Here is a 24871-nt window from a genome sequence, read left to right as displayed (position 1 = left end):
TTCGCCGGCCGGGCCCCGTGCCTCGGGATCGTCAGTGGAACTGCGGCACGATCAGATAGATCCCGTACACCACCACCGCCGCGCAGGCGACGAAGCACAGACCGGCCTGCGCGAGGCCCACGGTGGAGGTGCCGCCGCCCTCCTCACGCGTCCCTTCATGGCGGGCCAGACCCAGCACGCCGAGCGCGAACACGGTGACCACGGCCACGGTCACGGCGAGGCTCACCGCGGCGACCTGGCCGAGTGCGGTCCAGTCGAGGTTCATGATGTGAACTCCCCTTGTCTCAGGCGGCCTCAGCGGCCATGTCTCAGGCGGCCGTGCCGACCTTCGTCGGCTCCGTGCCGCGGATCGTGACCTCGTGGGCGTCGTTGACGTTGTGCGCGGACACCGGGTTGCGGCGGGAGACGAGCACGATCCCGGCGGCGACGCCCGCGCCGACCAGTGCGACCACGGCCGTACCGACGTCGCCGCCGTGCTTGACCACGCTCGCCGAGACGCCGCCGACCAGTGCGGCCGCGGGCAGGGTGACCATCCAGGCCACGACCATGCGCCCGGCCACGCCCCAGCGGACCTCCGCCAGGCGGCGGCCCAGGCCCGCACCGAGGATGCTGCCCGAGGCGACCTGCGTGGTGGACAGGGCGAAGCCCAGGTGGGCCGAGGTGAGGATGACCGTCGTGGAGGCCGTCTCGGCGGCGAAGCCCTGCGGGGACTGGATCTCCGTCAGGCCCTTGCCCATCGTGCGGATGATCCGCCAGCCGCCGAGGTAGGTGCCGAGGCCGATGGCCAGGCCGGCCGAGGCGATCACCCAGAAGGGCGGGCCCGCGTCGTGGCCCAGCGCACCCGCCGAGATCAGGGTCAGCGTGATGACGCCCATCGTCTTCTGCGCGTCGTTGGTGCCGTGCGCCAGGGACACGAGCGAGGCCGAGGCGATCTGGCCGACGCGGAAGCCCTTGGTGACGGACTGGCTGCGGGCGCGGGCGGTGAGCTTGTACGCCAGGTAGGTGGCCAGCAGCGCCGCGACCCCCGCCACGATCGGCGAGGCCACCGCCGGGACCAGCACCTTCTCGACAACCTTGTCGAAGTGCACGCCATGCGCCCCCGCGCCCACCCAGACGGCCCCGATCAGCCCGCCGAACAGCGCGTGCGACGAGCTGGACGGCAGCCCGACCAGCCAGGTGAGCAGATTCCACAGGATGGCCCCGACGAGCCCGGCGAAGATCATGCCCGGGCTGACGAGTGTGTCGTCCACGATGCCGCCGGAGATCGTCTTGGCGACCTCGGTGGACAGGAAGGCGCCGACGACGTTCAAGATGCCGCTGATGAGCACGGCCGTTCTCGGTTTGAGCGCCCCCGTGGCGATGGACGTGGCCATCGCGTTCGCCGTGTCGTGGAATCCGTTGGTGAAGTCGAAGGCAAGGGCCGTCACGATGACGACCGCCACCAGGAACGTGATGTGGTCCATTCCCCAATGCAAACAAGCCCGGGCCAATTCGCGGCGAACCGACGGCAAAGCGTGTCCAGGAGTCGGCGCGCGGTCGGTAAGGGTCCTGCGAAGCCGCGGTGGCGACCCCGGAGGGTGCCGTACAGCTACGGCATGCGGCTGCGGCAGGCGCCTGTGACGGCGGCCGGGTCCGCGCACGCGCACGGGCTGCCGGCAGATCTACGATCGCCCCATGAGCATCCGCTGGACCTACGCCTTCGTCGACCGCCCCGCCGCGTCCTTCTCCCGGGCCCACGCGTTCTGGACCGCGGTGACGGACACGCGGCTGTCCGAATTCCGGGGTGAGCGGGGGGAGTTCGTGACGCTGGTGCCGGGCGGCGCCGCCGACGCCTGCGTGAAGGTCCAGGGTGTCGACTCGGGCGCCGGTGGCGCGCATCTCGACTTCGCCGTGGACGACGTACCGGAATTCGTGGAGTCGGCGCTGCGGCGGGGTGCGGGGATCGCCGTCGAGCACGAGGGGTGGGCCGTACTGCGCTCGCCCGCCGGGCAGTTGTTCTGTGCCGTGCCCTGGCACGGGGAGTCGGTACGGCCACCCGTGGTGCGCGGCAGCCGGCTCGACCAGGTGTGCATCGATGTGCCGCCCTCGCTGTACGACGCCGAAGTCGCCTTCTGGAGCGCCCTGTTGGCCGACTGGGCGTCGGCGCCCGGCTCCCGGCCCGAGTTCCATGTGCTCAAGCCGCCGGCCGGGCTGCCCGTCCGCATCCTGCTCCAGCGGCTCGGCGAGGAGCGGCGCGGAGAGGGGCTGCCCGGCGGGGAGCGGCCCGCGTCCGCCCATCTGGACCTCGCCTGCGCGGACATCGCGGCGACCCGCGCCCGACACGAGGAGCTGGGCGCGTCCCTCGTCGCCCCGGGCGCCCACTGGACGGTGATGCGCGATCCGGCGGGCGGCACCTACTGCCTGACGGGACGGGATCCGGAGACGGGCGGACTGCCCGGACAGCGCTGAGCAGGTCGGGCGACGGCCCGTCGCGGCACTCCCCGCGAGCCGCCCGGGCGGCGCCCCGTCACCCCCACGGCACCGTCATGCCCACGGCCGCGTCACCCCCACGGCTCCACCTCCACCACCGCCTCCACCGGAATCGGCCCGTACACATGGGGGAACTCCTCGCCCCCGGGCTCCGGCGCCTCGTACTTCAGGGGCACATCGAGCCGCGCGGGGTCCACGACCAGCACCACGAGTTCGTCGGGGCCGTCGTAGGAGCCGTACAGGAAGGCGGCGACGGCCGGGAGCTGGGCGCGGGTCGAGCAGTGGATGAAGCCCTCCTCCTGGAGGGTGCGGCCACGCGTCGACATCTCGTACGTGCCCCGCTCGCGGGCCGCGTCCCACAGGGAGCGCTCGGTGATGTGGAGGATGAACGTCCGTTCGGGCATGGACCCACGCTACGGCCTCAACCGTGCCGCCCGCGCGTGCAAATAGCGCTGCTCCGGCAGGCTCAGGGTCTTGGCGGCCGCGGATTCGTAGGCGGCGCGGGCCTCGTCGTGCGCGCCCGCCCGCTCCAGGAGGTGGCCGCGGACCGCGTCCAGGCGGTGCCCGGAACCCAACTCGCCCTCCAGCGCGTCCAGTTCGGCCAGTCCCGCGCGGGGCCCCTGGACCATGGCCACGGCGACCGCGCGGTTGAGGCGCTCGACGGGCCCGGGGACGAGGCGTACGAGGATGTCGTAGAGGCCGAGGATCTCCTGCCAGTCGGTCGCCTGCGCGGAGGGCGCCTCGTCGTGCACGGCGGCGATGGCGGCGCGCAGCTGGTACGGGCCGGCGCGGCCCCGGGAGAGGGCGCCGGTGACCAGGGCGACGCCCTCGTCGATCGCGGCCTTGTCCCAGCGGTCGCGGTCCTGCTCGTCCAGGGGGACGAGCTCGCCGTGCGGGCCGGTGCGCGCGTCGCGGCGGGCGTCGGTGAGCAGCATCAGGGCGAGCAGGCCGGCCACCTCGCCGTGGTCGGGGAGGAGCCGCTGGACCTCGCGGGTCAGCCGGATCGCCTCGCCGGCGAGGTCCCTGCGCTGGAGGCTCGCGCCCGAGGTCGCCGTATAGCCCTCGTTGAAGATCAGGTACAGCGTCTGGAGAACCGCGGGCAGCCGGTCCTCCCAGTGGTCGGGGCGCCCGAAGCGCACACCGCGGACCTTCTGCTTGGCCCGGCTGATGCGCTGGGCCATGGTCGCCTCGGGGACCAGATACGCGCGGGCGATCTCCGCCGTGGTCAGGCCGCCGACCGCGCGCAGGGTCAGGGCGACCTGGGCGGGCGGGGTCAGGTTCGGGTGGCAGCACAGGAAGAGCAGGGTGAGGGTGTCGTCCTCGCGGGGAGCGCGGTCCGCGCCCGGCGGCGGTGCGGTGAAGGCGTCCCGTGGCGACAGCGCCGCGACCTTCTCCTCCCGGGCCCGGCGCGCCTCCTCCGCGCGCAGGGCGTCGGTCAGCCGGCGCGCGGCGACCTTGATCAGCCAGCCGCGCGGATTGTCGGGGACGCCGGCCCGCGGCCACTGCTCGGCCGCCGCGAGCAGCGCCTCCTGTACGGCCTCCTCGGCGGTGTCGAAGTGGCCGTACCGCCGCACCAGCGCGCCGAGGACCTGCGGCGCGTGACGGCGCAGCAGGTCCTCGGTCTGGGGCGTGACGCTCATGTCGGGTGTGGCGCTCCCGCGGGGCTCGTACGGCTCAGATGTCCCCGGAGCCGTCGTCGATGGGCCGGATCACCACCGGGTAGACGGGGGCTCCGGCGGGCTGGGGGCACTGGAGGACGCGCTCGGCGATCTCCGTGACCCGCTCCAGGCTCGCGCAGTCCAGCACCCAGTAGCCGGCCAGCAGCTCCTTGGTCTCGCTGTACGGCCCGTCGGTGATCACTGCCTTGCCGTCGTCGCCCAGGGTGACGTGCCGGGTCTTCGCGGGTTCGGCCAGGCCCTGCCCGTCGACCATCTCACCGGTCTCGGCGAGGTCGTTGTTGAGGTCGCTCATGAAGGCGTACATCGCCTGGACGTCCTCCTGGCTCCAGGCCACGGAGTGCTCGGACGCCTTGCCCTGCATCGCCTCGTAGTCCGCCTGCGTGCCCTGCACCATGACCAGGTACTTCATCAGTCCGCTCCTTCGGTTTCCGTCGGCTCGGGCCACCGTTTCGGTGGCTCTCACAGGGGACGTCGAAGCCGGGCCGGGATTCTCGACACGAGGGTCAGGAATTGTTCGCGGTGGGTGACCCGGGCTGCTCGTGGTGCTCGGGCTGTTCATGGTGCTCGGGCTGCTCGTGGTGCACGGGCCGCCCCCGCTGCTGGTGCTGCTTCTCGTGCTCGGCGTCGCCCCCGGCGTACGCGCCGCACTCGGGGTTCCGGCACGGTCCGGCCACCCAGGTGGGGACCCAGGCGCCCAGCGTCTTGTGGCGCCGGACGACCGTTTCGACGGACTGTCCGCAGTCGGGACAGAGGTGCGCTTCGCTGCCCATGCCCTCAGGGTAGGTCGGGAGACCGCTCAGCGCTTCCTGCTGTACGTACGAACCACGACGCCGTTGTCGAACGTCCGCGTCCCCTCGAGGGTGAACTCCGTGTGGGCGAAGTCCGCACCGAACATCGGCATGCCCGTGCCGTAGACGACGGGGTAGGTCTTGACGACCAGCTCGTCGATCTCGTCGAGCAGTTCGCCCGCGACCTGCGATCCGCCGCACAGGTAGATGCCCAAGCCGCCTTCCTCGGCCTTGAGTTCGCGCACCTTGGCGACCAGGTCGTCACCGATGATCTCGACGTGCGGGTCGGGTGACTCGGCCAGGGTGCGCGAGGCGACGTACTCGCGCAGATGGGCGAAGGGGCTGGTGATGCCCTCCTTCAAGGCCTCCTCGTAGCTGCCGCGGCCCTGGATGATCGTGTCGAACTTGGTGTTCGGTGCGTCGTCGGTGCCGATGGCCCGGCGCACATGGGTCGGATTGGTCTCCGGGTACTCGGTCGTGAGGTATTCGAAGAACTCCCCGACGACGAACGGGTACATGGACGAGGCATCGCCGCCCGGGTCCCCGATGAAGCCGTCGATCGAACAGGCGATGAGGTAGGTGAGCTTTCGCAAGCCGGTCTCTTTTCGTAGGCTGGTCAACCACTGCGGTTGTAGTGCTTCAGTTGTAGTACTTCGCTTGTAGTGGTTGCAAGCATATTTCCGGGACCGGTTGAAAGTGAGAGAGGGGATTCCGTAATGGCGGGCAATCCGGAGCGCCGGGCCGCACTCGTCGACGCGGGCGTCGAGGTGCTCGCCCGCGAGGGTGCGCGCGGGCTGACGTTCCGCGCGGTGGACGCCGAGGCCCAGGTGCCGGTCGGCACCGCCTCCAACTACTTCACCGGGCGCGACGACCTGCTCCGCCAGATCGACGCCCGGCTGCATGTGCGGCTGGCGCCCGACCCGGCGATGATCACCGAGTTGCTGACCCGACCCAAGGACCGCGCCCTGGTCACCGCCTTCATGCATGACCTGATGGCCCGCGCGACCCGCGACCGGACGGGCTATCTGGCCCTGCTGGAGATGCGCCTGGAGGCCACCCGGCGCCCCGGACTGCGCTCTTCCTTCACCCAGTCCGTGCGCGGCGATCTGGAGGAGGCCATCGAGTTCCACCGCGGCGCCGGGCTGCCCGGGGGCGACGAGGTCGTCACCGTGCTCTATCTCGCGATGCTCGGGCTGCTCCTGGAGCATCTGACGCTGCCGGACGTGCTGGAGGGCGTCCTGCCCGGGGTCGGCGTGCCGGAGGGCCTGGTGGAGCGGATCGCGGCGACGATCGTGCCCGAGAAGTAGGCCGAACCCCCGGGTTCAGCCGCGCGGCTCGCGCCACATAGGCCACATCCGCGGGCCCTCCGGGAGCTCGAGGGGCTGCCCCTTCAGCTCGAATCCGAGCCGCTCGTACAGCTTCCGGCTGCGGTCACTGCTCGCCTCCAGATAGGCGGGCAGGCCCTCCCGGTCGCAGCGGTCGAGGACCGCGTTCAGGAGCGCGGTGCCATGCCCCTCGCCCTGGTGCTCGGGCGCGGTCGCGATCATCCACAGGTATTCGTGCGCGCGGCCCACCGGGTGGATGCCGTCCGTCAGCCTGCCGATCAGCTCGACACGCTCGTTCTCCGGGTCGACGGCCTCCCGCAGCCGCGCGGGCCCTTCGTCGTCGTGGTCCGGCTCGTCGGCCGGCACCGATATCCACAGCGCGCACGCCGTGCCGTCCTCGGTGACGTCGATGCGGCCGACGGTGCGCACGATGTCGGTGAACGCGGCCATGAGCCTGGGGTGGGCGATACGGCGGTGCTCCTCGCCCGGGAACACCCAGCCACTGACCGGGTCGTCCTGGAAGGCCGCGTCCAGCAGCCGGACCACCAGCTCCCGGTCCTCGTCGCCCGCCGTCCGGATCGCCACGCCCATCTTCTCCCCGCCCCTTCGCGTCAACCGGCCTTGATCGTAGGGCGATGCGGACGCGCGTGCGGTCCGTGGACCGAGTTTGTCGAGATCCGATGGGTACACAGGGGCGGGCCCCGCACACCGTGGGGATGTGCGGGACCCGCCGGTCCGGAACCGCTCGGCGGCCGTACGGGGTCAGGAACCGTACGACCCCGGGGACTCCGGAGTCTTCACGACCGCAGGCCGCCGCGGCCTGAGCAGCACCGCCGACCGCCGCGACCTCAGCAGCACAGTCGGCTGCCGCGGCCTGAGGAACACCGCTGACCGCCGCGACCTGAGCGGCACGGCCGTCGGCTGCCGCGGCCTCAGTTGCTGCGCCGCGTCACGAACTCCGCCAGGGCCAGCAGTCCGCCCGCCTCCTCCGGGTCGGGCACCGCGCGGGCCAGTTCCTGCATGGCGTGGGCCATCCGCTCGGCGGCCTGAGTCTGCGCCCAGTCGCGGCCACCCGCTCGCTCGACGGCGAGCGCGGTGCGCTGCAGGTCCTCCTCGTCGTACGGCGCTTCGTACAGCGCGGCCAGCTCCGCCGCCGCCGGACCACCGGAGGTCAGCGCGGCGACGACCGGCAGGGACTTCTTGCGGGCGGCGAGGTCCGCGCCGGCCGGCTTGCCGGTGTGGCTCGGGTCGCCCCATATACCGATCACGTCGTCGATGAGCTGGAAGGCGAGCCCGGCCTCCCGGCCGAACGCGTCCAGCGCCGCCACGTCCTCGTCCGCCGCGCTCGCGTACAGCGCGCCGAGGGCGCAGGCGCACCCCAGCAGCGCGCCGGTCTTGGCCTCGGCCATGACGAGGACCTCGTCGAGGCCGACCTCGCCGGGGCCCCGCTTCTCCATCGCCGTGTCGGCCTGCTGGCCGGCGCACAGCTCGATGACGCAGGTCGCGAGGCGGGCGGCGGCCGCGGGGGACGCCGGGTGCGGGTCCTCGGCGAGCAGCCGCAGGGCCAGTGCCTGGAGGGCGTCCCCGGCGAGGATCGCGTCGGCGTCACCGAAGACGGTCCATGCGGTGGGCCGGTGTCTGCGGGTGGTGTCGCGGTCCATCACGTCGTCGTGCAGCAGCGTGAAGTTGTGGACCAGTTCGACCGCCACGGCCGCCCGTACGGCCGCCGCACGTGCCTTCGGTCCGCCGAGCGCGGCGGCCGCGGTGAGGACGAGGGCGGGGCGGATCGCCTTGCCCGCGTTGCCCGCCGCGGGAGTGCCGTCCTCGTGCTCCCAGCCGAAGTGGTAGCGCGCGATCCGGCGCAGGGAGGGCGGCAACGACTCGACGGCGGCGCGCAGTTCGGGGTCGACCGCGGCCCGGGCACGCTCCAGAATCACCGCCGCCTCGGGCCCGTCGAGCGGACCCGGACTGCCGTCCCCGTCGGTCGCGATGGGCCTCCGCCTTTCGGGTGTCTCGGTGGACGGCCGCGCCCTGGCGGGGCGCGCCTGCGTCTCCGTCATGAACTCACCCATGGCATCGCCCCGGAGAGTCGGCGGACAGTGGCCCTTCCGCTACGGCTTGGCACCTGCCCGAAGGGTCTACCCGCGGCCGGGACACCGGACACGGCGCCCCGCCGACGGGAGTTCGGGCGGAGAAGGGCCGGGCGGAGGGAGGCCGGGCGGAGGGAGGCCGGGCGGAGGGAGGCCGGGCGGGCAGGGTCACCGCCAGCGCCCGATCTCGACGTTCTCCAGCACACCGAGAGCGTCCGGCACCAGGACCGCGGCCGAGTAGTAGGCGGTCACCAGGTACTTGATGATGGCCTGTTCGTTGATGCCCATGAAGCGGCAGGACAGGCTCGGCTCGATCTCGTCCGGGATGCCCGCCTGCTGCAGCCCGATGACGCCCTGCTCCCCCTCGCCCGTACGCATGGCGATGATCGAGGTCGTACGGGTGTCGCTGACCGGGATCTTGTTGCACGGGAAGATCGGCACCCCGCGCCAGGTCGGGATGCGGTTGCCGGCCATCTCGATGGTCTCGGGCACGAGCCCGCGCTTGTTCAGCTCGCGCCCGAACGCGGAGATCGCGCGTGGGTGGGCGAGGAACAGCTTGGTGCCGCGCCGCCGGCAGAGCAGCTCGTCCATGTCGTCGGGGCTGGGCACGCCGTCGTGCGGCTGGAGCCGCTGGTCGTACTCGCAGTTGTGGAGCAGCCCGAACTCGCGGTTGTTGATGAGCTCGTGCTCCTGGCGCTCCTTCAGCGCCTCGACCGTCAGCCGCAGCTGCTGCTCGGTCTGGTTCATCGGCTGGTTGTACAGGTCGGCCACGCGCGTGTGGATGCGCAGCACGGTCTGGGCGATGCTCAGTTCGTACTCACGGGGCCGGGCCTCGTAGTCGACGAAGGTGTGCGGGATGTCCGGCTCGCCGCTGTGGCCGGCCGCGAGGTCGACCTCCTTCTCGCCGTACTTGTTGGTGCGCTGCGAGGGGATCGCCCGCAACTGCTCCAGGTGCCCGCTCAGCGACTCGGCGCGCTCCGCGACCTGTTCGACGTCCTGGCGGGGCAGGACGAGCACCGTGCAGGCGGTGACCGCGCGGACCGTGTACTCCCAGATGGCGTCGGAGTCGACCAGCGCCTGCTCGCCGAGGTAGGCGCCGTCGGCGATGACGCCCAGGGACTCGTCCTCCCCGTAGGGACCGGTGCCGAGCTTCTCCACCCTGCCGTGCGCCAGCAGGTACACCTCGTCGGTCCGGCTGCCGAACGAGGCGATCAAGGCCCCGGCCGCGAACTCCCGCTGCTGGCAGCGCCGGGCGAGCTCCGAGAGCACGTCCTCGTCCTCGTACGACCGCAGGGCCGGCAGTTCCCTCAGCTCGGCCGGGATGACCTCGACACGGTCTCCGGTCTTCACGAACGTGACACGCCCGTCCCCCACGGCGTAGGTCAGACGCCGGTTCACCCGGTAAGTGCCGCCCTGCACGTTCACCCAAGGCAGCATGCGCAGCAGCCAGCGGGAGCTGATCTCCTGCATCTGGGGTGCGGACTTGGTCGTGGTGGCCAGGTTCCGCGCGGCCGCCGTGCCGAGACTCTGCTGCGGCTGGCCCTGCTCACTGCGGACCTCTTCGCCTACCGACATAAGGAATTGCCCTCCCAGTCATGCACCGGCAGCGCTCTGGCGCCGCACATCGCGATCTCCACGTCCGAGCCTTGCATCACTGAGGGCGCCGGTGCTATTACACGAACGAGCGGGAATGGATCACCGTCCGCTGGGCAGATAGGGGGACCTTGTCCAGTCGTCACCGCCGAATCACGTACCTACGACGGTCGTTGCGAAAGCGACACGCCGCTTGTCCGAAACGCATCGCACACCATGCGACTCAAGGAGTCCCGTCTGCCCGTTTTCGGTAGAGCACCGATACGAGGCGGCCGCGCACGGCGGCCGGCGTACGGCGCGAAGGAGGCGGCCATGGCCACACCCATGTCCGCGAGCAGATTCCTGGAGAGACTGAGGGCGGAGGGCGCGACGGTCGTCGAGGTCGGCGACTGGGAGCACCACAACCGCAACCATGTGGGCCCGTGGGGCCCCGTCCACGGCGTGATGATCCACCACACGGTGACCAAGGGCAGCGCTCATACGGTGGAGCTCTGCCGCAACGGCTACGAGGGCCTGCCGGGCCCGCTCTGCCACGGCGTCATCACCAAGGACGGCACCGTCCACCTCGTCGGCTACGGCCGGGCCAACCATGCCGGCCTCGGCGACGACGACGTCCTGCGCGCGGTCATCGCGGAGAAGGCCCTGCCGCCCGACAACGAGGCCAACACCGACGGAAACCGCCACTTCTACGGCTTCGAGTGCGAGAACCTGGGCGACGGAGCGGACCCGTGGCCGGAGCCCCAGCTGGAGGCGATCGAGCGGGTCTCGGCGGCCGTCTGCCGCCACCACGGGTGGACGGAGCGCTCGGTGATCGGGCATCTGGAGTGGCAGCCCGGGAAGGTGGACCCGCGCGGGTTCACGATGGCGTGGATGCGGGAGCGCATCCGGGAGCGGTTGAAGTAGGGCCGCAGCGGGTGTGCTCTTGAGGCAGGGCAGCCGAAACCGCGGGCCCGGGCGACAATGACCAGGTGACCAGCCCCGACCTCACGGCCCTCCGGCCCCGGCTCCCCTCCCCCGTACAGGAGTCGGCGGACGAGCAGTTCACGCGTCTCGGCCTCCGTCTGCTCCTCAAGCGCGACGACCTGATCCACCCGGAGCTGATCGGCAACAAGTGGCGCAAGCTCGCGCCGAACCTGACGGCCGCGGCGGGCCGTACGGTCCTCACGTTCGGCGGCGCCTACTCCAACCACCTGCGCGCCACCGCCGCCGCGGGCCGCCTCCTCGGCCTGCCCACGGTCGGCGTGGTGCGCGGCCAGGAACTCGCCGACCGCCCCCTCAACCCGTCACTGGCGCGATGCGTGAGGGACGGTATGCGGCTCCATTTCGTCGACAGGTCGACGTACCGCCGCAAGACCGAGCCGGAGACGCTGGCCGCTGTCCTGCGCGCGGCGGATGCGGAGGACGCGTACGTCGTCCCGGAAGGCGGCAGCAACGCCCTTGCCGTACGAGGGTGCCGGGCGCTCGGCGAGGAGCTGCGCGGGCAGGCCGACGTGGTCGCGGTCGCGTGCGGCACGGGCGGCACCCTGGCGGGCCTGGCCGCCGGGCTCGGCCCCGGCCGGCAGGCCTTGGGTGTTCCCGTCCTCAAGGGCGGGTTCCTGGCCGACGACATACGGGAGCTGCAGACCGAGGCGTTCGGCGGGCCGCGGGGTGACTGGCGGCTCGACGAGCGGTTCCACTTCGGTGGATACGCCCGTACGACACCGGAGCTCGATGCCTTCGCCGAGGACTTCGAGGAACGGCACGGGGTGCCCGTCGAGCGTCTTTATGTCGCCAAGTTGCTGTACGGACTTGTCGCCCTGGCCGAGGAGGGTGCCTTCCCTCCCGGGACGACGGTCGCGGCGGTCGTCACCGGGTCCCCGTTCGCCCCTCACCCCGCCTCCCGATAGGCCGCCGCCTCCTCCAGGTCCAGCCTGCGCAGCAGTGTCCGCAGCATCTCGTCGTCGATATAGCGACCGTCCCGCAGCTTCACGAACACCGCGCGCTCGGCGCCGATCACCTCGCGGGACAGGCGCCGGTAGGTGTCGTCGACGGACTCGCCGGTGACGGGATTGGCCTGGCCCAGCCGCTCCCAGACGGAGTTGCGGCGCCGTTCCAGGACCGCTCGCAGACGGTCGGCCAAGGGGTCGGGGAGGGCGTTGCGTTCGTCGGAGAGGAGTTCCTCCAGGCGTCGTTCGGCGGCGCGGGAGGCCTGCGCCTGGGCGTTGGCCTCGGCGAGGGTCTCGGCCTGCGCGTCCCGGCCGGGGAGCTTCAGCAGGTGGATCAACGGCGGCAGCGTCACACCCTGGACGACCAGCGTGCCGATGACCGTGGTGAAGGTCAGGAAGAGGATGAGGTTGCGCTCGGGGAACTCCTCGCCGCCGTGCACGGTGAGCGGGATCGAGAAGGCGATGGCCAGCGAGACCACGCCTCGCATTCCGGCCCAGGAGATGACGAACGGCGCCTTCCAGGTCAGGCTGCCCTCGCGTTCCCTGATCCGCGCCGACATCATGCGCGGCAGGAACGTCGCCGGATACACCCACACGAACCGCGAGACGACGACCACGAGGAAGACGGCGACCGCGTACCAGGCGGCGCGGCCCCCCTCGTACTCCCCGAGGCCCTTCAGGACCACCGGGAGTTGCAGTCCGATCAGCGCGAACACCGCCGACTCCAGCACGAACGCGACCATCTTCCACACCGCCTCCTCCTGGAGCCGGGTGGCGAAGTCGACCTCCCACGCGCGGTGTCCCAGATACAGCGCGACGACCACGACCGCCAGCACCCCGGAGGCGTGCACCTGCTCGGCGGCCGCGTAGGCGACGAACGGGATCAGCAGGGAGAGCGTGTTCTGCAGCAGCGCTTCCTTCACGTGCGTGCGCAGCCAGTGGATCGGCACCATCAGCACCACCCCGAACCCGATGCCCCCGACCGCCGCGAGCAGGAAGTCACCGATCCCGCCGGCCCAGCTCGCGCCCTCGCCGACGGCGGCCGCGAGCGCGACCCGGTACGCGGTGATCGCGGTGGCGTCGTTCACCAGGGACTCGCCCTGCAGGATCGTGGTGATCCGGGACGGCAGCCCCACCCGGCGCGCGACGGCCGTCGCGGCGACCGCGTCGGGCGGCGCCACCACCGCGCCCAGCACCAGCGCCGCCGTCAGCGGCAGATCCGGTACGACGAGATAGGCGGCCCAGCCGACGGCGAAGGTCGCGAAGAGCACGTACCCGACCGACAGCAGCATCACGGGCCGCATCTGCGCCCGCAGGTCGAGGTACGAGCTGTCCGTCGCCGCGCTGTGCAGCAGCGGGGGCAGCACCAGGGGCAGGACGATGTGCGGGTCGAGGGTGTACTCGGGCACGCCCGGCAGGTATGACACGGCGAGCCCGGCGGCGACCAGCAGCAGCGGCGCCGGCACGGGCGACCGCCGACCGGCCGCGGCCACGGCGGCACTCCCCGCCACCAGCAACAGCAGCGGCATCACGTCCATGCTTCTCGCCCGCCCTCGTTTTTCCGCGCGGCCATCCTCGCGGCCGTCGTAACCTGGCCATCATGAAACAGTGCACGCACGCCGACGCGCTGCCCCACCCGGAACCCGCGGCGCTGAACGAGACGTGTCCGGAGTGTCTGGCGGAAGGCATGCACCCCGTACAACTGCGGCTCTGTCTCAGCTGTGGGCACGTCGGCTGCTGCGACTCCTCGCCGGGGAGGCATGCGACAGAACACCACAAGGAGTCCGGTCACCCGGTGATGCGGACCTACGAGCCGGGCGAGGAATGGCGTTGGTGCTTCGTCGACCACGTACTCGTGTGACCCTGGATCCGGACGGTTCGACCGTCTGACGTCTGGGTACGTCAACCCGGCGCGCGCTCTTCCCAATTGGAGCCGCAGACCCCTAGACACGGAGCGTATCCACAGGTTTACTGTGAGTGACGGCAAGGGGTTGGGGTCCTGGGGACAGGAAAGTTCGGAGCGCGGTAGCGTCACCGCTGAACCACACATCGCGTTACCCCGGGGGGCGACCCCTCGGCCCTGAGAAGCTTGTACCACCTTGGAGGTGAGGGTGTCCCAGATCGCAGGCGAGCCCGCGACCCAGGACTTCGTGGAAGTCCGGCTGCCGGCCGCGGGTGCCTACCTGTCGGTGCTGCGTACGGCGACTGCCGGCCTCGCGGCCCGTTTGGACTTCACCCTCGACGAGATCGAGGACCTGCGCATCGCGGTGGACGAGGCCTGCGCGATCCTGCTCCAGCAGGCCGTGCCCGGCTCGGTGCTCAGCTGTGTCTTCCGACTCGTCGACGACTCACTCGAGGTCACCGTCTCGGCCCCGACCACGGACGGCCACGCCCCCTCCAGGGACACGTTCGCCTGGACCGTCCTGTCGGCCCTCGCGGGCAAGGTCTCCTCCGCCGTGGACGAGGACAAAACCGTTTCGATCAGCCTCTACAAACAGCGCGGCGCGGGACCCGGGCCGGCGTGAGGAACGGGGACGGGCCGGTGCGGGACGAAGAGCGCGGCACACGGGAGCTGCCGGACGGCACTGCCCCCTGCTCGGACGGAGCCGAGAGCCTGGGGACGGGCCCGAGCGGTCCGAACGGTTCCCGACGCATGGCGGACGGCATCGACGGCGTCCCCGAGCAGGCCCGGCCGCACCCGGAGGACGACTCCGTGGAGGCCGGCCTCCTGGCCGACGGACGGGATGACGAAGGCGCCGTGCAAGGCGTGCCTCTGGGCGGGCGGATCATTGGCTCCCCAGCCCAAGGGGGTCCCCCAGCTCGAGCGAATTCGAGAGTGGGGGCGGAGTCGAGGGCTCGGGAGAGGGCAACGGGCGGGACGATGAGCGAGCACGAGCGAAACGCCGAGAACGAGGCGGTGAGCGCGCACAGCGTGCAGGCCACGCAGCACGACCCTCAGGACCGCAGCGGGGCGCGCGCCATGTTCATCGAGCTGCGCAAGCTGCAGGACGGCAGCGCCGAGTACGCGGAGCTGCGCAACCGGCTGGTCCGAATGCACCTGCCGCTCGTCGAGCACCTCGCGCGCCGCTTCCGCAACCGCGGCGAGCCGCTCGACGACCTCACCCAGGTCGCCACCATCGGCCTGATCAAGTCGGTCGACCGCTTCGACCCCGAGCGCGGCGTCGAGTTCTCGACCTACGCGACCCCGACGGTCGTCGGCGAGATCAAGCGGCACTTCCGCGACAAGGGCTGGGCGGTCCGCGTTCCGCGCCGGCTCCAGGAGCTGCGCCTCGCCCTGACGACCGCCACGGCCGAGCTGTCCCAGCAGCACGGCCGCTCCCCCACGGTCCATGAGCTCGCCGAGAAGCTGGCGATCTCGGAGGAGGAGGTCCTGGAGGGCCTGGAGTCCGCCAACGCGTACTCCACGCTGTCCCTGGACGTCCCCGACACGGACGACGAGTCCCCGGCGGTGGCGGACACCCTCGGCGCGGAGGACGAGGCGCTGGAGGGCGTCGAGTACCGCGAGTCGCTGAAGCCGCTGCTCGAGGACCTTCCGCCGCGCGAGAAGCGGATCCTGTTGCTGCGCTTCTTCGGCAACATGACTCAGTCGCAGATCGCGCAGGAGGTCGGCATCTCCCAGATGCACGTGTCCCGACTGCTCGCGCGCACGCTGGCGCAGCTGCGGGAAAAGCTGCTGGTGGAGGAGTGACGGCCGGCTACCTGACCGGAGCCGCCGACTACTTCTGATCAGGCGCGTTACCGGGCCCCCGGATCCCGAGGGCCTGGGTCGTCTCCTGGTTGATCAGAAGCACGAGCGTGGCGATCGCGACCACCGCGATCGCGATGCCCGCCGGAATCGCGATGCTGTCGGCCTGAAGCAGGCTGTAAGCCACCGGCAGGGCCAGAATCTGCGTGATCACAGACGGCCCACGACTCCAGCTCCGCTGAGCGAACAGCCCCCGCGCGGCAAGCAACGGCAGCAGAGCGAGAACGACCAGCGTCACCCCAAGAGTGACGGCCTGCTGCCGATCATCCGGATCCCCGGCGAGCCCCAGCACCAACACCCAGACACCCCCGACGGCAAGCCCCACCCCTTCCAGGGCGGTGAGCACCGCCGCATACGTCAGCCGCCGCGGACGCGGCCCGGCGGTTTCCGGGGTGGTGGGGGTCTGCTCCTTGGTCACCCCTGAAGGGTAGCCCTCGCCACTTTCCCTCTCCCACCAGCACCTGGCTGATGCCGCTCAGCGACGCCTGGCCCGTCCGGCATTCGAAGACGAGCCCGCAACAATCCAGCCCGTCCGGCGTTTGAGGGCGAGGCCCTTCAGGGCCGAAGCGGGGGTCTGAGGGCGGCAGCCCGCAGCGGCCCGAGCGCCGACGCCGGACACCTCACAGCAACCGGCACCCACACACGCGGCCCAACCGACGGAGTCCCCCGTGTTGAGGCTCACGCCCGATCTCTTACTGGATCCCCACCTCGACCTGTGCCCGGTACCCCCCAGTAGGTACGCTGCAACCCATGCGTGCACTTCTCGTGGTCAATCCGGCAGCAACCACCACAAGCGCACGTACGCGCGATGTCCTGATCCACGCGCTCGCCAGCGAGATGAAACTCGAGGCGGTCACCACCGAGTACCGCGGCCACGCGCGTGACCTGGGCCGGCAGGCCGCGGACAGCGACGACGTCGACCTGGTCGTCGCCCTCGGCGGCGACGGCACCGTGAACGAGGTCGTCAACGGACTGTTGCACAACGGCCCCGACCCGGACCGCCTCCCCCGCCTCGCCGTGGTCCCCGGCGGTTCCACCAACGTCTTCGCCCGCGCGCTCGGCCTGCCCAACGACGCCGTCGAGGCGACCGGCGTCCTGCTCGACGCCCTGCGCGAGGGCAGAGAGCGCACCGTCGGCATGGGCATAGCGGCGGGCACGCCGGGCACCGAGGACGAGGCCGTGCCGGGCAGATGGTTCACCTTCTGCGCGGGCCTCGGCTTCGACGCGGGCGTGATCGGCCGGGTCGAGCAGCAGCGCGAGCGCGGCAAGAAATCCACACCCGCCCTTTACCTGCGCCAGGTGATACGCCAGTTCCTCCAGGAACCCAACCGCCGCCACGGCACGATCACACTGGAGCGGCCGGGCGAGGACCCGGTGACGGATTTGGTGCTCTCCATAGTCTGCAATACGGCTCCGTGGACGTATCTGCTCAATCGTCCGGTGTACGCGGCACCTAAGGCTTCGTTCGATACCGGCCTCGACGTACTCGGCCTCAGCCGCATGTCCACGGTCGCGGTTGCCCGGTATGCGACGCAGTTGCTCACTTCGTCCCCCGAGCGCGGGGCCCATGGCAAGCATGCCGTCACGCTGCACGACCTGGACCAGTTCACCTTGCATTCGAAGGTGCCGTTGCCCCTTCAGATGGACGGCGACCACCTCGGGCTGCGTACGAGCGTGACGTTCACAGGCGTACGCCGTGCACTGCGTGTGATTGTGTGAGCGGAACGGGCTAAAGTCCTTTCACTCGAACGTTTAGGCCAGGATCCACCCCATGGAAGTACGGCTGTGACCTAGTCGACACCGAGGAATCAAAAAAAACTTTCCGGAAGGGGTTGTATCCGTCGCTGAGGTTTGCGAGTCTCTACATGGCGATCGGGACGGCCCGCAACACCAGCCTCCACTGATCACCGGAATCCCCCTTCAAAACACAGGACCCACGCCAGGGAACCTGGCGGTTGGCCCTTCACTTGTTGAGGGATTCGTGAAAGCGTTCACATTCACAAGCAACCTGCAAGTAATATTCAAGGAGAGGTAGCAGCCATGGACTGGCGTCACAACGCCGTTTGCCGCGAGGAAGACCCCGAGCTCTTCTTCCCCATCGGCAACACCGGTCCTGCGCTGCTGCAGATCGAGGAAGCCAAGGCCGTCTGTCGTCGCTGCCCGGTTATGGAGCAGTGCCTGCAGTGGGCGCTCGAGTCCGGCCAGGACTCCGGCGTCTGGGGTGGTCTCAGCGAGGACGAGCGCCGCGCCATGAAGCGCCGCGCCGCCCGCAACCGGGCCCGTCAGGCCTCCGCCTGACACACCCACCCCGCTACAGCCTGAGCTTGGCGGCGCGTACAGCGAGTACGCATCTCCCGCCCCCGAGCCGCAGCGCGCAGTACCCCCGATGCGCTTAGCGATTGCAGAGCAGCAACGAGCACTGGCCCTGGACCACATGGTCCAGGGCTCTTTGCTGTGCACGGCACCCGGACTGCCTGTGCGCATGGGCCACTTGGGGGCGTGGACTGCCCGTGGGCGTGGACCAGTTGTGGGCGTGGACCAGTTGTGGGCGTGCCCCACTTGTGCACGGGGCCTACTTCTGCGCGCGCACCGGGATGTCCAGGATCACCCTGGTCCCCCGCTCCGGTGCCCGGACCATGTCGAACGTGCCGCCCAACTCGCCCTCCACCAGCGTCCGTACGATCTGCAGCCCGAGGTTGCCCGCGGTGTGGGGGTCGAAGCCCTCGGGCAGGCCCACGCCGTCGTCCTGGACGGTGACCAGGAGCCGGACCTGTTTGGTCGTACCGCCACGGACCGCCGAGACCTCGACCGTGCCGGTCTCGCCCTCGCGGAAGCCGTGCTCCAGGGCGTTCTGCAGGATCTCGGTGAGGACCATCGACAGGGGCGTGGCGACCTCGGCGTCCAGGATGCCGAAGCGGCCGGTGCGCCGGCCGGTGACCTTGCCGGGCGAGATCTCGGCGACCATCGCCAGCACCCGGTCGGCGATCTCGTCGAACTCCACGCGCTCGTCGAGGTTCTGGGAGAGCGTCTCGTGCACGATCGCGATCGAGCCGACGCGCCGTACCGCCTCTTCGAGGGCCTCGCGGCCGCGGTCGGACTCGATGCGCCGGGCCTGGAGGCGGAGCAGGGCGGCGACCGTCTGGAGGTTGTTCTTGACGCGGTGGTGGATCTCCCGGATGGTCGCGTCCTTGGTGATCAACTCACGCTCGCGGCGGCGCAGTTCGGTGACGTCCCGCAGCAGCACCAGCGAACCGATGCGCGTGCCCTTGGGCTTGAGCGGGATCGCCCGGAACTGGATGACGCCGTCGCCGGACTCGATCTCGAACTCGCGGGGCGCCCAGCCGCTGGCGACCTTGGCCAGCGCCTCGTCCACCGGGCCGTGGGTCGGGGCGAGTTCGGCCGTGGTCTTGCCGAGGTCCTGACCGACGAGGTCGGAGGCGAGACCCATCCGGTGGTAGGCGGACAGCGCGTTCGGGGAGGCGTACTGGACGATTCCGTCGGCGTCCAGACGGATCAGGCCGTCGCCGACGCGGGGTGAGGCGTCCATGTCGACCTGCTGATTGGCGAACGGGAACGCGCCGGCCGCGATCATCTGCGCGAGATCCGAGGCGCTTTGGAGGTAGGTCAGCTCCAGGCGGCTCGGGGTGCGGACGGTCAGCAGGTTGGTGTTGCGCGCGATGACACCCAGGACGCGTCCGTCCCGCCGTACGGGAATCGACTCGACGCGGACCGGCACCTCCTCGCGCCACTCGGGGTCGCCCTCCCGCACGATCCGGCCCTCGTCGAGTGCGGCGTCCAGCATCGGACGGCGGCCGCGGGGGACGAGGTGGCCGACCATGTCGTCCTGGTACGAGGTGGGGCCGGTGTTGGGCCTCATCTGCGCGACGGAGACATAACGGGTTCCGTCGCTGGTGGGGACCCACAGGACGAGGTCGGCGAAGGAGAGGTCGGAGAGCAGCTGCCACTCCGAGACCAGCAGGTGGAGCCACTCGAGGTCGGAGTCGTCGAGGGCCGTGTGCTGGCGTACGAGTTCGTTCATGGAGGGCACGTGGCCGAGCGTACCTGGGGGTACGGACATCGTTCGAAACCAGCCACTACGGGAGGCGAACCGGCCCCCGGAAACACCCGCGGGCCGCGGCGCCTGAGAGGGACCCTCAACCCTCCCGGCACCGCAGCCCGGAGCAACATCGGCCGTGGGGTGTGCGGTCCCAGTCGGCCGAAGGATGAGGAGCCGGGGCAGTCAGGGCAGAGAGCTCCGGTTCCTCGGTCCGTCTTCCTGTGCGGGGAAGACGGAAGTCGGTGCGTTCTCGTACTACGCACTCCTTCGCAATTGTGGACTAGACCACTCCGGTGTGTCCATGCGTTGGAGCCTGTTTGCTGTTGATGCTTCTTCAACGGGCTCCGACCAGTTGGATGACTAGTAGGACGCCCTGGTATCCACCACGCAGCCTAACCCGTGTGGGTTCATGTGCGGGGCCAGCTGGCCATGGCAATTTCCGCGAGCGCCTCCAGTTCCTCCCGGCTCGCCCCGTCCCGCGCCTGTTGTGACATGCCCTGGATCATCGCGCCGGTGTGCCGGGCGAGGGCGGCCGCGTCGATGCCGGCGGGGAGGGCTCCGGTGGCGATGTCCGCTTCGATACGGCTGCGGATGGCGGCGATGTTGGCGTTGCGCCGTCCTCGCAGCGACTCCTCGACCTCGGGCGTCGAGCAGTTGGTCGCCGCATGGACGATCAGACAGCCGTGCGGATGGGCCGGATCGGTGTACTCCGAGGCGGCCTCGCGAAGCATCCGCGCCACGGCCGCTCGGGCGGTGGGTTCCTCGGCGAGGGCGCGATCACCGAAGGAGCCGTACCGCACGCCGTACTCGCGGACGACCTCCTCGAAGAGCGACCGCTTGTCACCGAAGGCGGCGTACAGGCTCGGGGTGCCGATGTCCATGACGCGCGTGAGGTCGGAGACGGAGGTCGCCTCGTAGCCGTGCTCCCAGAAGGCGAGGATCGCCTTCTCCAGGGCGGTCTCGCGGTCGAAGGAGCGGGGGCGGCCACGGGGCCTGGACACCCGACGGGCCGTCGCCCCGGCCCCCTCACTCTCCTTGTTGCTCACCATGGGGTGCATTTTATAGCGGGCGCTAGACAAATGTCAGCCGCCTGATCTACGGTCATTTCTGTAGCGACCGCTAGGAAAATGCGAAAGGAGCGCCGTCATGGGTGCGCTTGCGGGCAGGACGGCTCTGGTCACTGGGGCGAGCAGGGGAATCGGGCGAGGGATCGCCGAGCGGCTCGGGCGCGACGGCGCGCTGGTCGGCGTGCACTACGGCAGGAGCGAGGCGGCGGCGAAGGAGACGGCGGCCGCGATCGAGTCGGCCGGCGGCTCGGCGTTCACGATCGGCGTCGAGCTGGGGGCACCGGGAGACGCCGAGGCACTGTGGGCGGAGTTCGACCGGCATGCGGACGGGCTGGACATCCTCGTCAACAACGCGGGGATCGGCACGTCCTCCGCGCTCGATCAGATCGAGGAGGAGGAGTACGACAGGGTCTTCGCGGTGAATGTGAAGGCACCCCACTTCATCGTCAAGCACGGCCTCGGGCGGCTGCGGGACGGCGGCCGCGTCATCAACATCTCCTCGGGGCTGGCGCGCACCGCGGCGATGCCGGACAAGATGGCGTACGCCATGACCAAGGGGGCGCTCGACGTCTTCACGCGGGACCTGTCCAAGGTGCTGGGCTCCCGCGGAATCACGGTGAACTCGGTGGCGCCAGGGATCATAGACACGGACAACACCGCCGAGTTCCTGCACGGCACGGAGGGCGGATGGGCCCAGGCCGCGTCGTTTTCGGCACTGGGCCGGGTGGGGGCACCGGCCGATGTGGCGGACGTGGTGGCGTTTCTGGCGTCGGACGCGGGCCGGTGGGTGACCGGGAGCTGGGTGGACGTGACCGGGGGTTCACTCACGTAGCAACCCCGCCAAGGGCATCCAGGGGGCATCCAAAGGGCAATCCGGGGGCGGCACTCGGAGCGCCCGCGCTCAGCGCGTCTCCGTCACCTTCGCCAGCGCGCGTGGCGCGTCCGGGTCCTGGCCTCGGGCGATGGTGACCTCGTACGCCAGGAGCTGGAGCGGGAGGATCTCCAGAATCGGCTGGACCTCCTCGGCCACGCCCTCGGTCGGCAGGACGAAGCCGGCCGAGGCCTGCTCGACCTGGTGCCGGGGACCGATGACGACCAGGTCGGCACCGCGGCCTCGGAGTCGGTCGAGGACGGGCTGGAGTGCCTCGCCGCCCTTGCCGTCGGTGACGACCGCGATGACCGGGGAGACGTTGTCGACCATGGCGAGCGGGCCGTGCAGGAGGTCGGCGCCGGAGTAGGCGAGGGCCGGGATGTAGCTGGCCTCCATCAGCTTGAGGGCGGCTTCCTTGGCCGTGGGATAGCCGTAGCCACGGGAGGTGATCACCATGCGCTCGGCGAAGCGGTAGCGGGCCGCGAGGGTGCGGATCTCGTCCTGCCGGGCGAGTGTCTGCTCGGCGAGGTCCGGGAGCACCTCGGCGGGAGCGCCGTCGCCGCCGCGCAGGCCTTCGACGAAGAGGTACAGAGCGAGAAGGGAGGCGGTATAGGTCTTGGTCGCGGGGAGGGCCCTCTCCGGTCCGGCCATGATGTCGAGGTGGTGCTCGGAGACGGCGGCCAGCGGGGAGTCGGGGTTGTTGGTCACCGCGAGCGTGATCGCGCCGGCCTCGCGGGCGGCCCGCGTCGAGGCGACGAGGTCAGGGGAACCGCCGGACTGGCTCACGGTGATGACGAGGACATCGGTGAGGTCGGGGCGGGCGCCATAGGCGGTGGTGGTCGACATCGAGGTCAGACCGCAGGGCAGGCCGAGGCGGATCTCCAGGAGGTACTTGGCGTAGAGCGCGGCGTTGTCGGAGGTGCCACGGGCGGTGAGCAGGACGAAGCGGGGTGCGCGGGCGGCGATCTCCTGGGCGACCTGGCGGATGGCGGGGGCGCCGTGGGAGAGGATCCGGCGCAGTACGGCGGGCTGTTCGGCCATCTCGCGGGCCATGATCAGGCCGGGGAGTTCGTTGTGCGGGGCGTGGGGGTCCGGAGGGTACGGGGTCGTGGCGGTCATGGGGCCCCTTTCTGCTCTCGCGCTCGTCGTTCCGGGCATGGGGTCCGGCGCTTCGGACGGACGGTCTCCATTCCACTCCCCCACGGGGAATGACGCCTTCCCGACGGGCTCCCGAAATGTCCGCGGGGCTTCCGTTCACCTGGGCCGGGGGGCTCCGCTCTGTTAGATTGGTCTAAACCACATGCCCGTTCAGGGTGCCCTTCGAGTCCCTCTTCAGATCGGCAGGCCCAGCGTGGAAGTTGTCATCGTTCCGGACGCCAAGGCGGGTGGCGAGCTGATAGCCGAGGCCATGGCCCAGCTGCTCGGGCGCAAGCCCGACGCCCTGCTCGGCGTGGCCACCGGGTCGACGCCGCTCCCCGTCTACACGGCGCTGGCGGCCAAGGTGAGCGCGGGCGCGGTGGACGCCTCGCGGGCGCGGATCGCACAGCTCGACGAGTACGTGGGGCTGCCCTCCGAACACCCTGAGTCCTACCGTTCGGTGCTGCGGCGTGAGGTGCTGGAGCCGCTCGGGATCGGGATGGACGCGTTCATGGGGCCGGACGGTACGGCCGAGGACGTGCAGGGGGCGTGCGAGGCGTATGACGCGGCGCTGGCCGCGGCCGGCGGGGTGGACCTGCAGTTGCTCGGGATCGGGACCGACGGGCACATCGGGTTCAACGAGCCGTGCTCGTCGCTGGCCTCGCGGACGCGGATCAAGACGCTGACCGAGCAGACCCGGGTCGACAACGCGCGGTTCTTCGACGGGGACATCGAGCAGGTGCCGCACCACGTCATCACCCAGGGCATCGGGACGATCCTGGAGGCGCGGCACCTGGTGCTGCTGGCCACGGGTGAGGGCAAGGCGGACGCGGTCGCCGCGACCGTCGAGGGACCGGTCGCGGCCGTCTGCCCGGCCTCGGCGCTGCAACTGCACCGGCACGCCACGGTCGTTGTCGACGAGGCCGCCGCGTCCAAGCTGAAGCTGGCCGACTACTTCCGGCACACCTTCGCCAACAAGCCGGACTGGCAGGGGATTTAGGCGGCTGGCGGCTGGAGCCTGTCGGCCGCCGCCCGGCTCCCGGCATCCCGGCGCCCCGGCATCCCGGCGCCCCGGCGCCCCGGCGAGGACACGGTTCGTGCATACGTACGGCGGACGCGGGCGCCCGCACCGGGGAGCCCGCCGTAGGTATCGCCGACCCTCGCCGGACAGTGGCCGGACGTACGCCGAGCACTCCCCGGTCCTCGTCGGGCATCCCGCGATCCTCGCCGGGCATCCCGCGATCCTCGCCGGGCCTCCCCCGGTTCCCTCCGGGCGTGAGCCGGTTCTAGACGATGGCCGTCTCGTCCTCGGCCGGCTCGTCCTGGGCGGTCAGGCCGGCCACCCACAGCGGCATCAGCCAGTGGGCCGCGAGGACTGCGGCGAGGACGGGTGCCGCGTAGACGCGGAGGGCGTCGCCGTCGGCCGCGCCCGCCGCCAGCAGGCCGACCACGGACCCGGCCAGCAGCCAGGTCATCAGGCGGTGGGCGCGGGCGAGCACCCGCATGCGGTCCGCCGACTGGCGCTCGTCCAGGGCGCGTTCGCGCAGTTCCAGCAGGCCGCGGGTGGCGCCGTTGATCACGCCGGTCGCCATCATCCAGGGCAGCATCAGCACCGCGCCGACGGCGGCGGGCCACACCGGCTCGGCCCGCGCTAGGCAGAAGTACCCGATCAGCGCCACGATGGCCACGGTGAGCGTGACATGCGCGGCGACGACCAGCCGGCGGCGCATGGTCGTGGCGTACAGCGGGCGCCCTCGGCGGTCGTTCATCAACCGCAGCATGCTCCGGTCGTAGCGCGTCAGCTGTGTGGTCGTCATGACTGTTTCCTCCCGTAGACCTCGTCCGTGAGCGGGCGGAAAGGCTCGAGGGAGAACAGGGCCTCGACCGGCAGATCGAAGAACTTCGCGATCTTCAAAGCCAGGTCGAGGCTCGGGTTGTACTGCCCCCGCTCGATATAGCCGATGGTCTGGTAGTGGGCTCCCACTGCCTCGGCCAGGTTCTGGCGCGACACCTTGCGCTCGGCACGCACCATCGCCAACCTGTTGTGCACCTGCTCGCTCATGTATAAGAAGTACTACATTCGGAGGGAGGGCTGCAACAGCGG

General features: G+C 70.7%; 28 protein-coding genes. 11 read left to right on the top strand and 17 right to left on the bottom strand.

What is annotated here, in order from left to right; all coding sequences use genetic code 11:
- Window positions 1-31: 31 nt before the first annotated feature.
- Complete coding sequence (locus ABIE67_RS30990; protein ID WP_370264680.1) at window positions 32-265, bottom strand: hypothetical protein; 234 nt, start codon at window positions 263-265, stop codon at window positions 32-34.
- A 43-nt stretch (window positions 266-308) separates the two neighbouring features.
- Window positions 309-1463, bottom strand: coding sequence for an anion permease (locus ABIE67_RS30985; protein ID WP_370264679.1), 1155 nt, complete (start codon window positions 1461-1463; stop codon window positions 309-311).
- Between the two features lie 211 nt (window positions 1464-1674).
- Here ABIE67_RS30985 and ABIE67_RS30980 point away from each other — a divergent pair, with 211 nt between their 5' ends.
- Window positions 1675-2448 carry a VOC family protein gene (locus ABIE67_RS30980; RefSeq protein WP_370264678.1) on the top strand — a complete coding sequence of 258 codons (774 nt, stop codon included), beginning with the start codon at window positions 1675-1677 and terminating at the stop codon, window positions 2446-2448.
- A gap of 92 nt (window positions 2449-2540) precedes the next feature.
- On the opposite strand, the gene ABIE67_RS30975 is transcribed toward ABIE67_RS30980, so the two are convergent.
- From ABIE67_RS30975 to ABIE67_RS30955, 5 genes are all read right to left on the bottom strand, one after another.
- Entirely contained in the window at window positions 2541-2873 is a 333-nt protein-coding gene (locus tag ABIE67_RS30975; protein WP_370264677.1) for a DUF952 domain-containing protein, read from the bottom strand.
- Window positions 2874-2882: 9 nt separating this feature from the next.
- A complete protein-coding gene (locus tag ABIE67_RS30970) occupies window positions 2883-4109 on the bottom strand; it encodes an RNA polymerase sigma factor (protein WP_370264676.1) in 1227 nt (408 codons plus the stop codon).
- Window positions 4110-4143: 34 nt separating this feature from the next.
- Window positions 4144-4557 (bottom strand): YciI family protein, encoded by a 414-nt coding sequence (locus tag ABIE67_RS30965; protein ID WP_370264675.1) that lies wholly within the window; start codon window positions 4555-4557, stop codon window positions 4144-4146.
- Between the two features lie 94 nt (window positions 4558-4651).
- Entirely contained in the window at window positions 4652-4918 is a 267-nt protein-coding gene (locus tag ABIE67_RS30960; RefSeq protein WP_370264674.1) for a hypothetical protein, read from the bottom strand.
- Between the two features lie 26 nt (window positions 4919-4944).
- Entirely contained in the window at window positions 4945-5529 is a 585-nt protein-coding gene (locus tag ABIE67_RS30955; protein WP_370264673.1) for a dihydrofolate reductase family protein, read from the bottom strand.
- A gap of 123 nt (window positions 5530-5652) precedes the next feature.
- On the opposite strand from ABIE67_RS30955, the gene ABIE67_RS30950 reads away from it, so the two are divergent.
- Window positions 5653-6243 (top strand): TetR/AcrR family transcriptional regulator, encoded by a 591-nt coding sequence (locus ABIE67_RS30950; RefSeq protein ID WP_370264672.1) that lies wholly within the window; start codon window positions 5653-5655, stop codon window positions 6241-6243.
- Between the two features lie 15 nt (window positions 6244-6258).
- Here ABIE67_RS30950 and ABIE67_RS30945 read toward each other — a convergent pair whose 3' ends face one another.
- The 3 genes from ABIE67_RS30945 to ABIE67_RS30935 form a co-directional block, all read right to left on the bottom strand.
- Entirely contained in the window at window positions 6259-6852 is a 594-nt protein-coding gene (locus ABIE67_RS30945) for a GNAT family N-acetyltransferase (RefSeq protein ID WP_370264671.1), read from the bottom strand.
- A gap of 341 nt (window positions 6853-7193) precedes the next feature.
- Window positions 7194-8333: a family 2 encapsulin nanocompartment cargo protein polyprenyl transferase gene (locus tag ABIE67_RS30940; RefSeq protein WP_370264670.1), complete on the bottom strand. Its 1140-nt coding sequence runs from the start codon at window positions 8331-8333 to the stop codon at window positions 7194-7196.
- Window positions 8334-8519: 186 nt separating this feature from the next.
- A complete protein-coding gene (locus ABIE67_RS30935; protein ID WP_370264669.1) occupies window positions 8520-9926 on the bottom strand; it encodes a family 2B encapsulin nanocompartment shell protein in 1407 nt (468 codons plus the stop codon).
- A 330-nt stretch (window positions 9927-10256) separates the two neighbouring features.
- Here ABIE67_RS30935 and ABIE67_RS30930 point away from each other — a divergent pair, with 330 nt between their 5' ends.
- Complete coding sequence (locus tag ABIE67_RS30930) at window positions 10257-10847, top strand: N-acetylmuramoyl-L-alanine amidase (protein WP_370264668.1); 591 nt, start codon at window positions 10257-10259, stop codon at window positions 10845-10847.
- A 65-nt stretch (window positions 10848-10912) separates the two neighbouring features.
- Entirely contained in the window at window positions 10913-11830 is a 918-nt protein-coding gene (locus ABIE67_RS30925) for a 1-aminocyclopropane-1-carboxylate deaminase/D-cysteine desulfhydrase (protein WP_370264667.1), read from the top strand.
- Here ABIE67_RS30925 and ABIE67_RS30920 read toward each other — a convergent pair.
- Entirely contained in the window at window positions 11812-13407 is a 1596-nt protein-coding gene (locus tag ABIE67_RS30920; protein ID WP_370264666.1) for a Na+/H+ antiporter, read from the bottom strand. The genes ABIE67_RS30925 and ABIE67_RS30920 overlap by 19 nt on opposite strands.
- A gap of 62 nt (window positions 13408-13469) precedes the next feature.
- On the opposite strand from ABIE67_RS30920, the gene ABIE67_RS30915 reads away from it, so the two are divergent.
- From ABIE67_RS30915 to ABIE67_RS30905, 3 genes are all read left to right on the top strand, one after another.
- Window positions 13470-13730, top strand: a complete 261-nt coding sequence (locus ABIE67_RS30915) for a UBP-type zinc finger domain-containing protein (protein ID WP_370264665.1) — start codon at window positions 13470-13472, stop codon at window positions 13728-13730.
- A 250-nt stretch (window positions 13731-13980) separates the two neighbouring features.
- Window positions 13981-14394 carry an anti-sigma regulatory factor gene (locus ABIE67_RS30910; RefSeq protein WP_004925829.1) on the top strand — a complete coding sequence of 138 codons (414 nt, stop codon included), beginning with the start codon at window positions 13981-13983 and terminating at the stop codon, window positions 14392-14394.
- A 17-nt stretch (window positions 14395-14411) separates the two neighbouring features.
- The gene (locus ABIE67_RS30905; RefSeq protein ID WP_370264664.1) at window positions 14412-15578 is read left to right on the top strand and encodes a SigB/SigF/SigG family RNA polymerase sigma factor; all 1167 of its coding nucleotides are present in this window, start codon (window positions 14412-14414) and stop codon (window positions 15576-15578) included.
- A gap of 28 nt (window positions 15579-15606) precedes the next feature.
- On the opposite strand, the gene ABIE67_RS30900 is transcribed toward ABIE67_RS30905, so the two are convergent.
- The gene (locus tag ABIE67_RS30900) at window positions 15607-16053 is read right to left on the bottom strand and encodes a hypothetical protein (protein ID WP_370264663.1); all 447 of its coding nucleotides are present in this window, start codon (window positions 16051-16053) and stop codon (window positions 15607-15609) included.
- 332 nt (window positions 16054-16385) lie between these two features.
- Between ABIE67_RS30900 and ABIE67_RS30895 the strand changes: the two genes are divergently transcribed.
- On the top strand, window positions 16386-17354 hold the full coding sequence (locus ABIE67_RS30895; protein ID WP_370264662.1) for a diacylglycerol kinase family protein: 969 nt from the start codon (window positions 16386-16388) through the stop codon (window positions 17352-17354).
- 321 nt (window positions 17355-17675) lie between these two features.
- Window positions 17676-17933: a WhiB family transcriptional regulator gene (locus ABIE67_RS30890; RefSeq protein WP_016639615.1), complete on the top strand. Its 258-nt coding sequence runs from the start codon at window positions 17676-17678 to the stop codon at window positions 17931-17933.
- Between the two features lie 274 nt (window positions 17934-18207).
- Here the strand turns inward: ABIE67_RS30890 and ABIE67_RS30885 are convergent, their stop codons facing one another.
- Window positions 18208-19683, bottom strand: a complete 1476-nt coding sequence (locus ABIE67_RS30885) for a sensor histidine kinase (protein ID WP_370264661.1) — start codon at window positions 19681-19683, stop codon at window positions 18208-18210.
- Between the two features lie 416 nt (window positions 19684-20099).
- The gene (locus ABIE67_RS30880; protein ID WP_370264660.1) at window positions 20100-20741 is read right to left on the bottom strand and encodes a TetR/AcrR family transcriptional regulator; all 642 of its coding nucleotides are present in this window, start codon (window positions 20739-20741) and stop codon (window positions 20100-20102) included.
- 97 nt (window positions 20742-20838) lie between these two features.
- Between ABIE67_RS30880 and ABIE67_RS30875 the strand changes: the two genes are divergently transcribed.
- A complete protein-coding gene (locus ABIE67_RS30875; RefSeq protein ID WP_370264659.1) occupies window positions 20839-21591 on the top strand; it encodes an SDR family oxidoreductase in 753 nt (250 codons plus the stop codon).
- A gap of 69 nt (window positions 21592-21660) precedes the next feature.
- Here the strand turns inward: ABIE67_RS30875 and ABIE67_RS30870 are convergent, their stop codons facing one another.
- Window positions 21661-22749 carry an SIS domain-containing protein gene (locus ABIE67_RS30870; protein ID WP_370264658.1) on the bottom strand — a complete coding sequence of 363 codons (1089 nt, stop codon included), beginning with the start codon at window positions 22747-22749 and terminating at the stop codon, window positions 21661-21663.
- Window positions 22750-22981: 232 nt separating this feature from the next.
- On the opposite strand from ABIE67_RS30870, the gene nagB reads away from it, so the two are divergent.
- Window positions 22982-23767: a glucosamine-6-phosphate deaminase gene (nagB, locus tag ABIE67_RS30865; RefSeq protein WP_370264657.1), complete on the top strand. Its 786-nt coding sequence runs from the start codon at window positions 22982-22984 to the stop codon at window positions 23765-23767.
- 286 nt (window positions 23768-24053) lie between these two features.
- Here the strand turns inward: nagB and ABIE67_RS30860 are convergent, their stop codons facing one another.
- Window positions 24054-24584, bottom strand: a complete 531-nt coding sequence (locus tag ABIE67_RS30860; protein WP_370264656.1) for a hypothetical protein — start codon at window positions 24582-24584, stop codon at window positions 24054-24056.
- Complete coding sequence (locus ABIE67_RS30855; RefSeq protein ID WP_370264655.1) at window positions 24581-24829, bottom strand: helix-turn-helix transcriptional regulator; 249 nt, start codon at window positions 24827-24829, stop codon at window positions 24581-24583. The genes ABIE67_RS30860 and ABIE67_RS30855 overlap by 4 nt, the downstream gene beginning before the upstream one ends.
- Window positions 24830-24871 lie beyond the last annotated feature (42 nt).

The sequence above is a fragment of the Streptomyces sp. V4I8 genome (genome assembly GCF_041261225.1).
GTDB lineage: Bacteria > Actinomycetota > Actinomycetes > Streptomycetales > Streptomycetaceae > Streptomyces.
Note: the sequence above shows the minus strand (reverse complement) of the source record. Positions and strands in the feature narration are given on the sequence as shown.

What these genes read in the sequence shown, in the direction of transcription:
- ABIE67_RS30950 (WP_370264672.1), top strand. Translation starts at nt 5,653, where the DNA reads ATGGCGGGCAATCCGGAGCGCCGGGCCGCACTCGTCGACGCGGGCGTC.
- ABIE67_RS30895 (WP_370264662.1), top strand. Translation starts at nt 16,386, where the DNA reads ATGCGTGCACTTCTCGTGGTCAATCCGGCAGCAACCACCACAAGCGCA.
- ABIE67_RS30870 (WP_370264658.1), bottom strand. Translation starts at nt 22,749, where the DNA reads ATGACCGCCACGACCCCGTACCCTCCGGACCCCCACGCCCCGCACAAC.
- ABIE67_RS30880 (WP_370264660.1), bottom strand. Translation starts at nt 20,741, where the DNA reads ATGGTGAGCAACAAGGAGAGTGAGGGGGCCGGGGCGACGGCCCGTCGG.
- ABIE67_RS30990 (WP_370264680.1), bottom strand. Translation starts at nt 265, where the DNA reads ATGAACCTCGACTGGACCGCACTCGGCCAGGTCGCCGCGGTGAGCCTC.
- ABIE67_RS30960 (WP_370264674.1), bottom strand. Translation starts at nt 4,918, where the DNA reads ATGGGCAGCGAAGCGCACCTCTGTCCCGACTGCGGACAGTCCGTCGAA.
- ABIE67_RS30965 (WP_370264675.1), bottom strand. Translation starts at nt 4,557, where the DNA reads ATGAAGTACCTGGTCATGGTGCAGGGCACGCAGGCGGACTACGAGGCG.
- ABIE67_RS30975 (WP_370264677.1), bottom strand. Translation starts at nt 2,873, where the DNA reads ATGCCCGAACGGACGTTCATCCTCCACATCACCGAGCGCTCCCTGTGG.
- ABIE67_RS30945 (WP_370264671.1), bottom strand. Translation starts at nt 6,852, where the DNA reads ATGGGCGTGGCGATCCGGACGGCGGGCGACGAGGACCGGGAGCTGGTG.
- ABIE67_RS30940 (WP_370264670.1), bottom strand. Translation starts at nt 8,333, where the DNA reads ATGGGTGAGTTCATGACGGAGACGCAGGCGCGCCCCGCCAGGGCGCGG.
- ABIE67_RS30920 (WP_370264666.1), bottom strand. Translation starts at nt 13,407, where the DNA reads ATGGACGTGATGCCGCTGCTGTTGCTGGTGGCGGGGAGTGCCGCCGTG.
- ABIE67_RS30935 (WP_370264669.1), bottom strand. Translation starts at nt 9,926, where the DNA reads ATGTCGGTAGGCGAAGAGGTCCGCAGTGAGCAGGGCCAGCCGCAGCAG.
- ABIE67_RS30875 (WP_370264659.1), top strand. Translation starts at nt 20,839, where the DNA reads ATGGGTGCGCTTGCGGGCAGGACGGCTCTGGTCACTGGGGCGAGCAGG.
- ABIE67_RS30855 (WP_370264655.1), bottom strand. Translation starts at nt 24,829, where the DNA reads ATGAGCGAGCAGGTGCACAACAGGTTGGCGATGGTGCGTGCCGAGCGC.
- ABIE67_RS30985 (WP_370264679.1), bottom strand. Translation starts at nt 1,463, where the DNA reads ATGGACCACATCACGTTCCTGGTGGCGGTCGTCATCGTGACGGCCCTT.
- ABIE67_RS30980 (WP_370264678.1), top strand. Translation starts at nt 1,675, where the DNA reads ATGAGCATCCGCTGGACCTACGCCTTCGTCGACCGCCCCGCCGCGTCC.
- ABIE67_RS30860 (WP_370264656.1), bottom strand. Translation starts at nt 24,584, where the DNA reads ATGACGACCACACAGCTGACGCGCTACGACCGGAGCATGCTGCGGTTG.
- ABIE67_RS30890 (WP_016639615.1), top strand. Translation starts at nt 17,676, where the DNA reads ATGGACTGGCGTCACAACGCCGTTTGCCGCGAGGAAGACCCCGAGCTC.
- ABIE67_RS30970 (WP_370264676.1), bottom strand. Translation starts at nt 4,109, where the DNA reads ATGAGCGTCACGCCCCAGACCGAGGACCTGCTGCGCCGTCACGCGCCG.
- ABIE67_RS30915 (WP_370264665.1), top strand. Translation starts at nt 13,470, where the DNA reads ATGAAACAGTGCACGCACGCCGACGCGCTGCCCCACCCGGAACCCGCG.
- ABIE67_RS30930 (WP_370264668.1), top strand. Translation starts at nt 10,257, where the DNA reads ATGGCCACACCCATGTCCGCGAGCAGATTCCTGGAGAGACTGAGGGCG.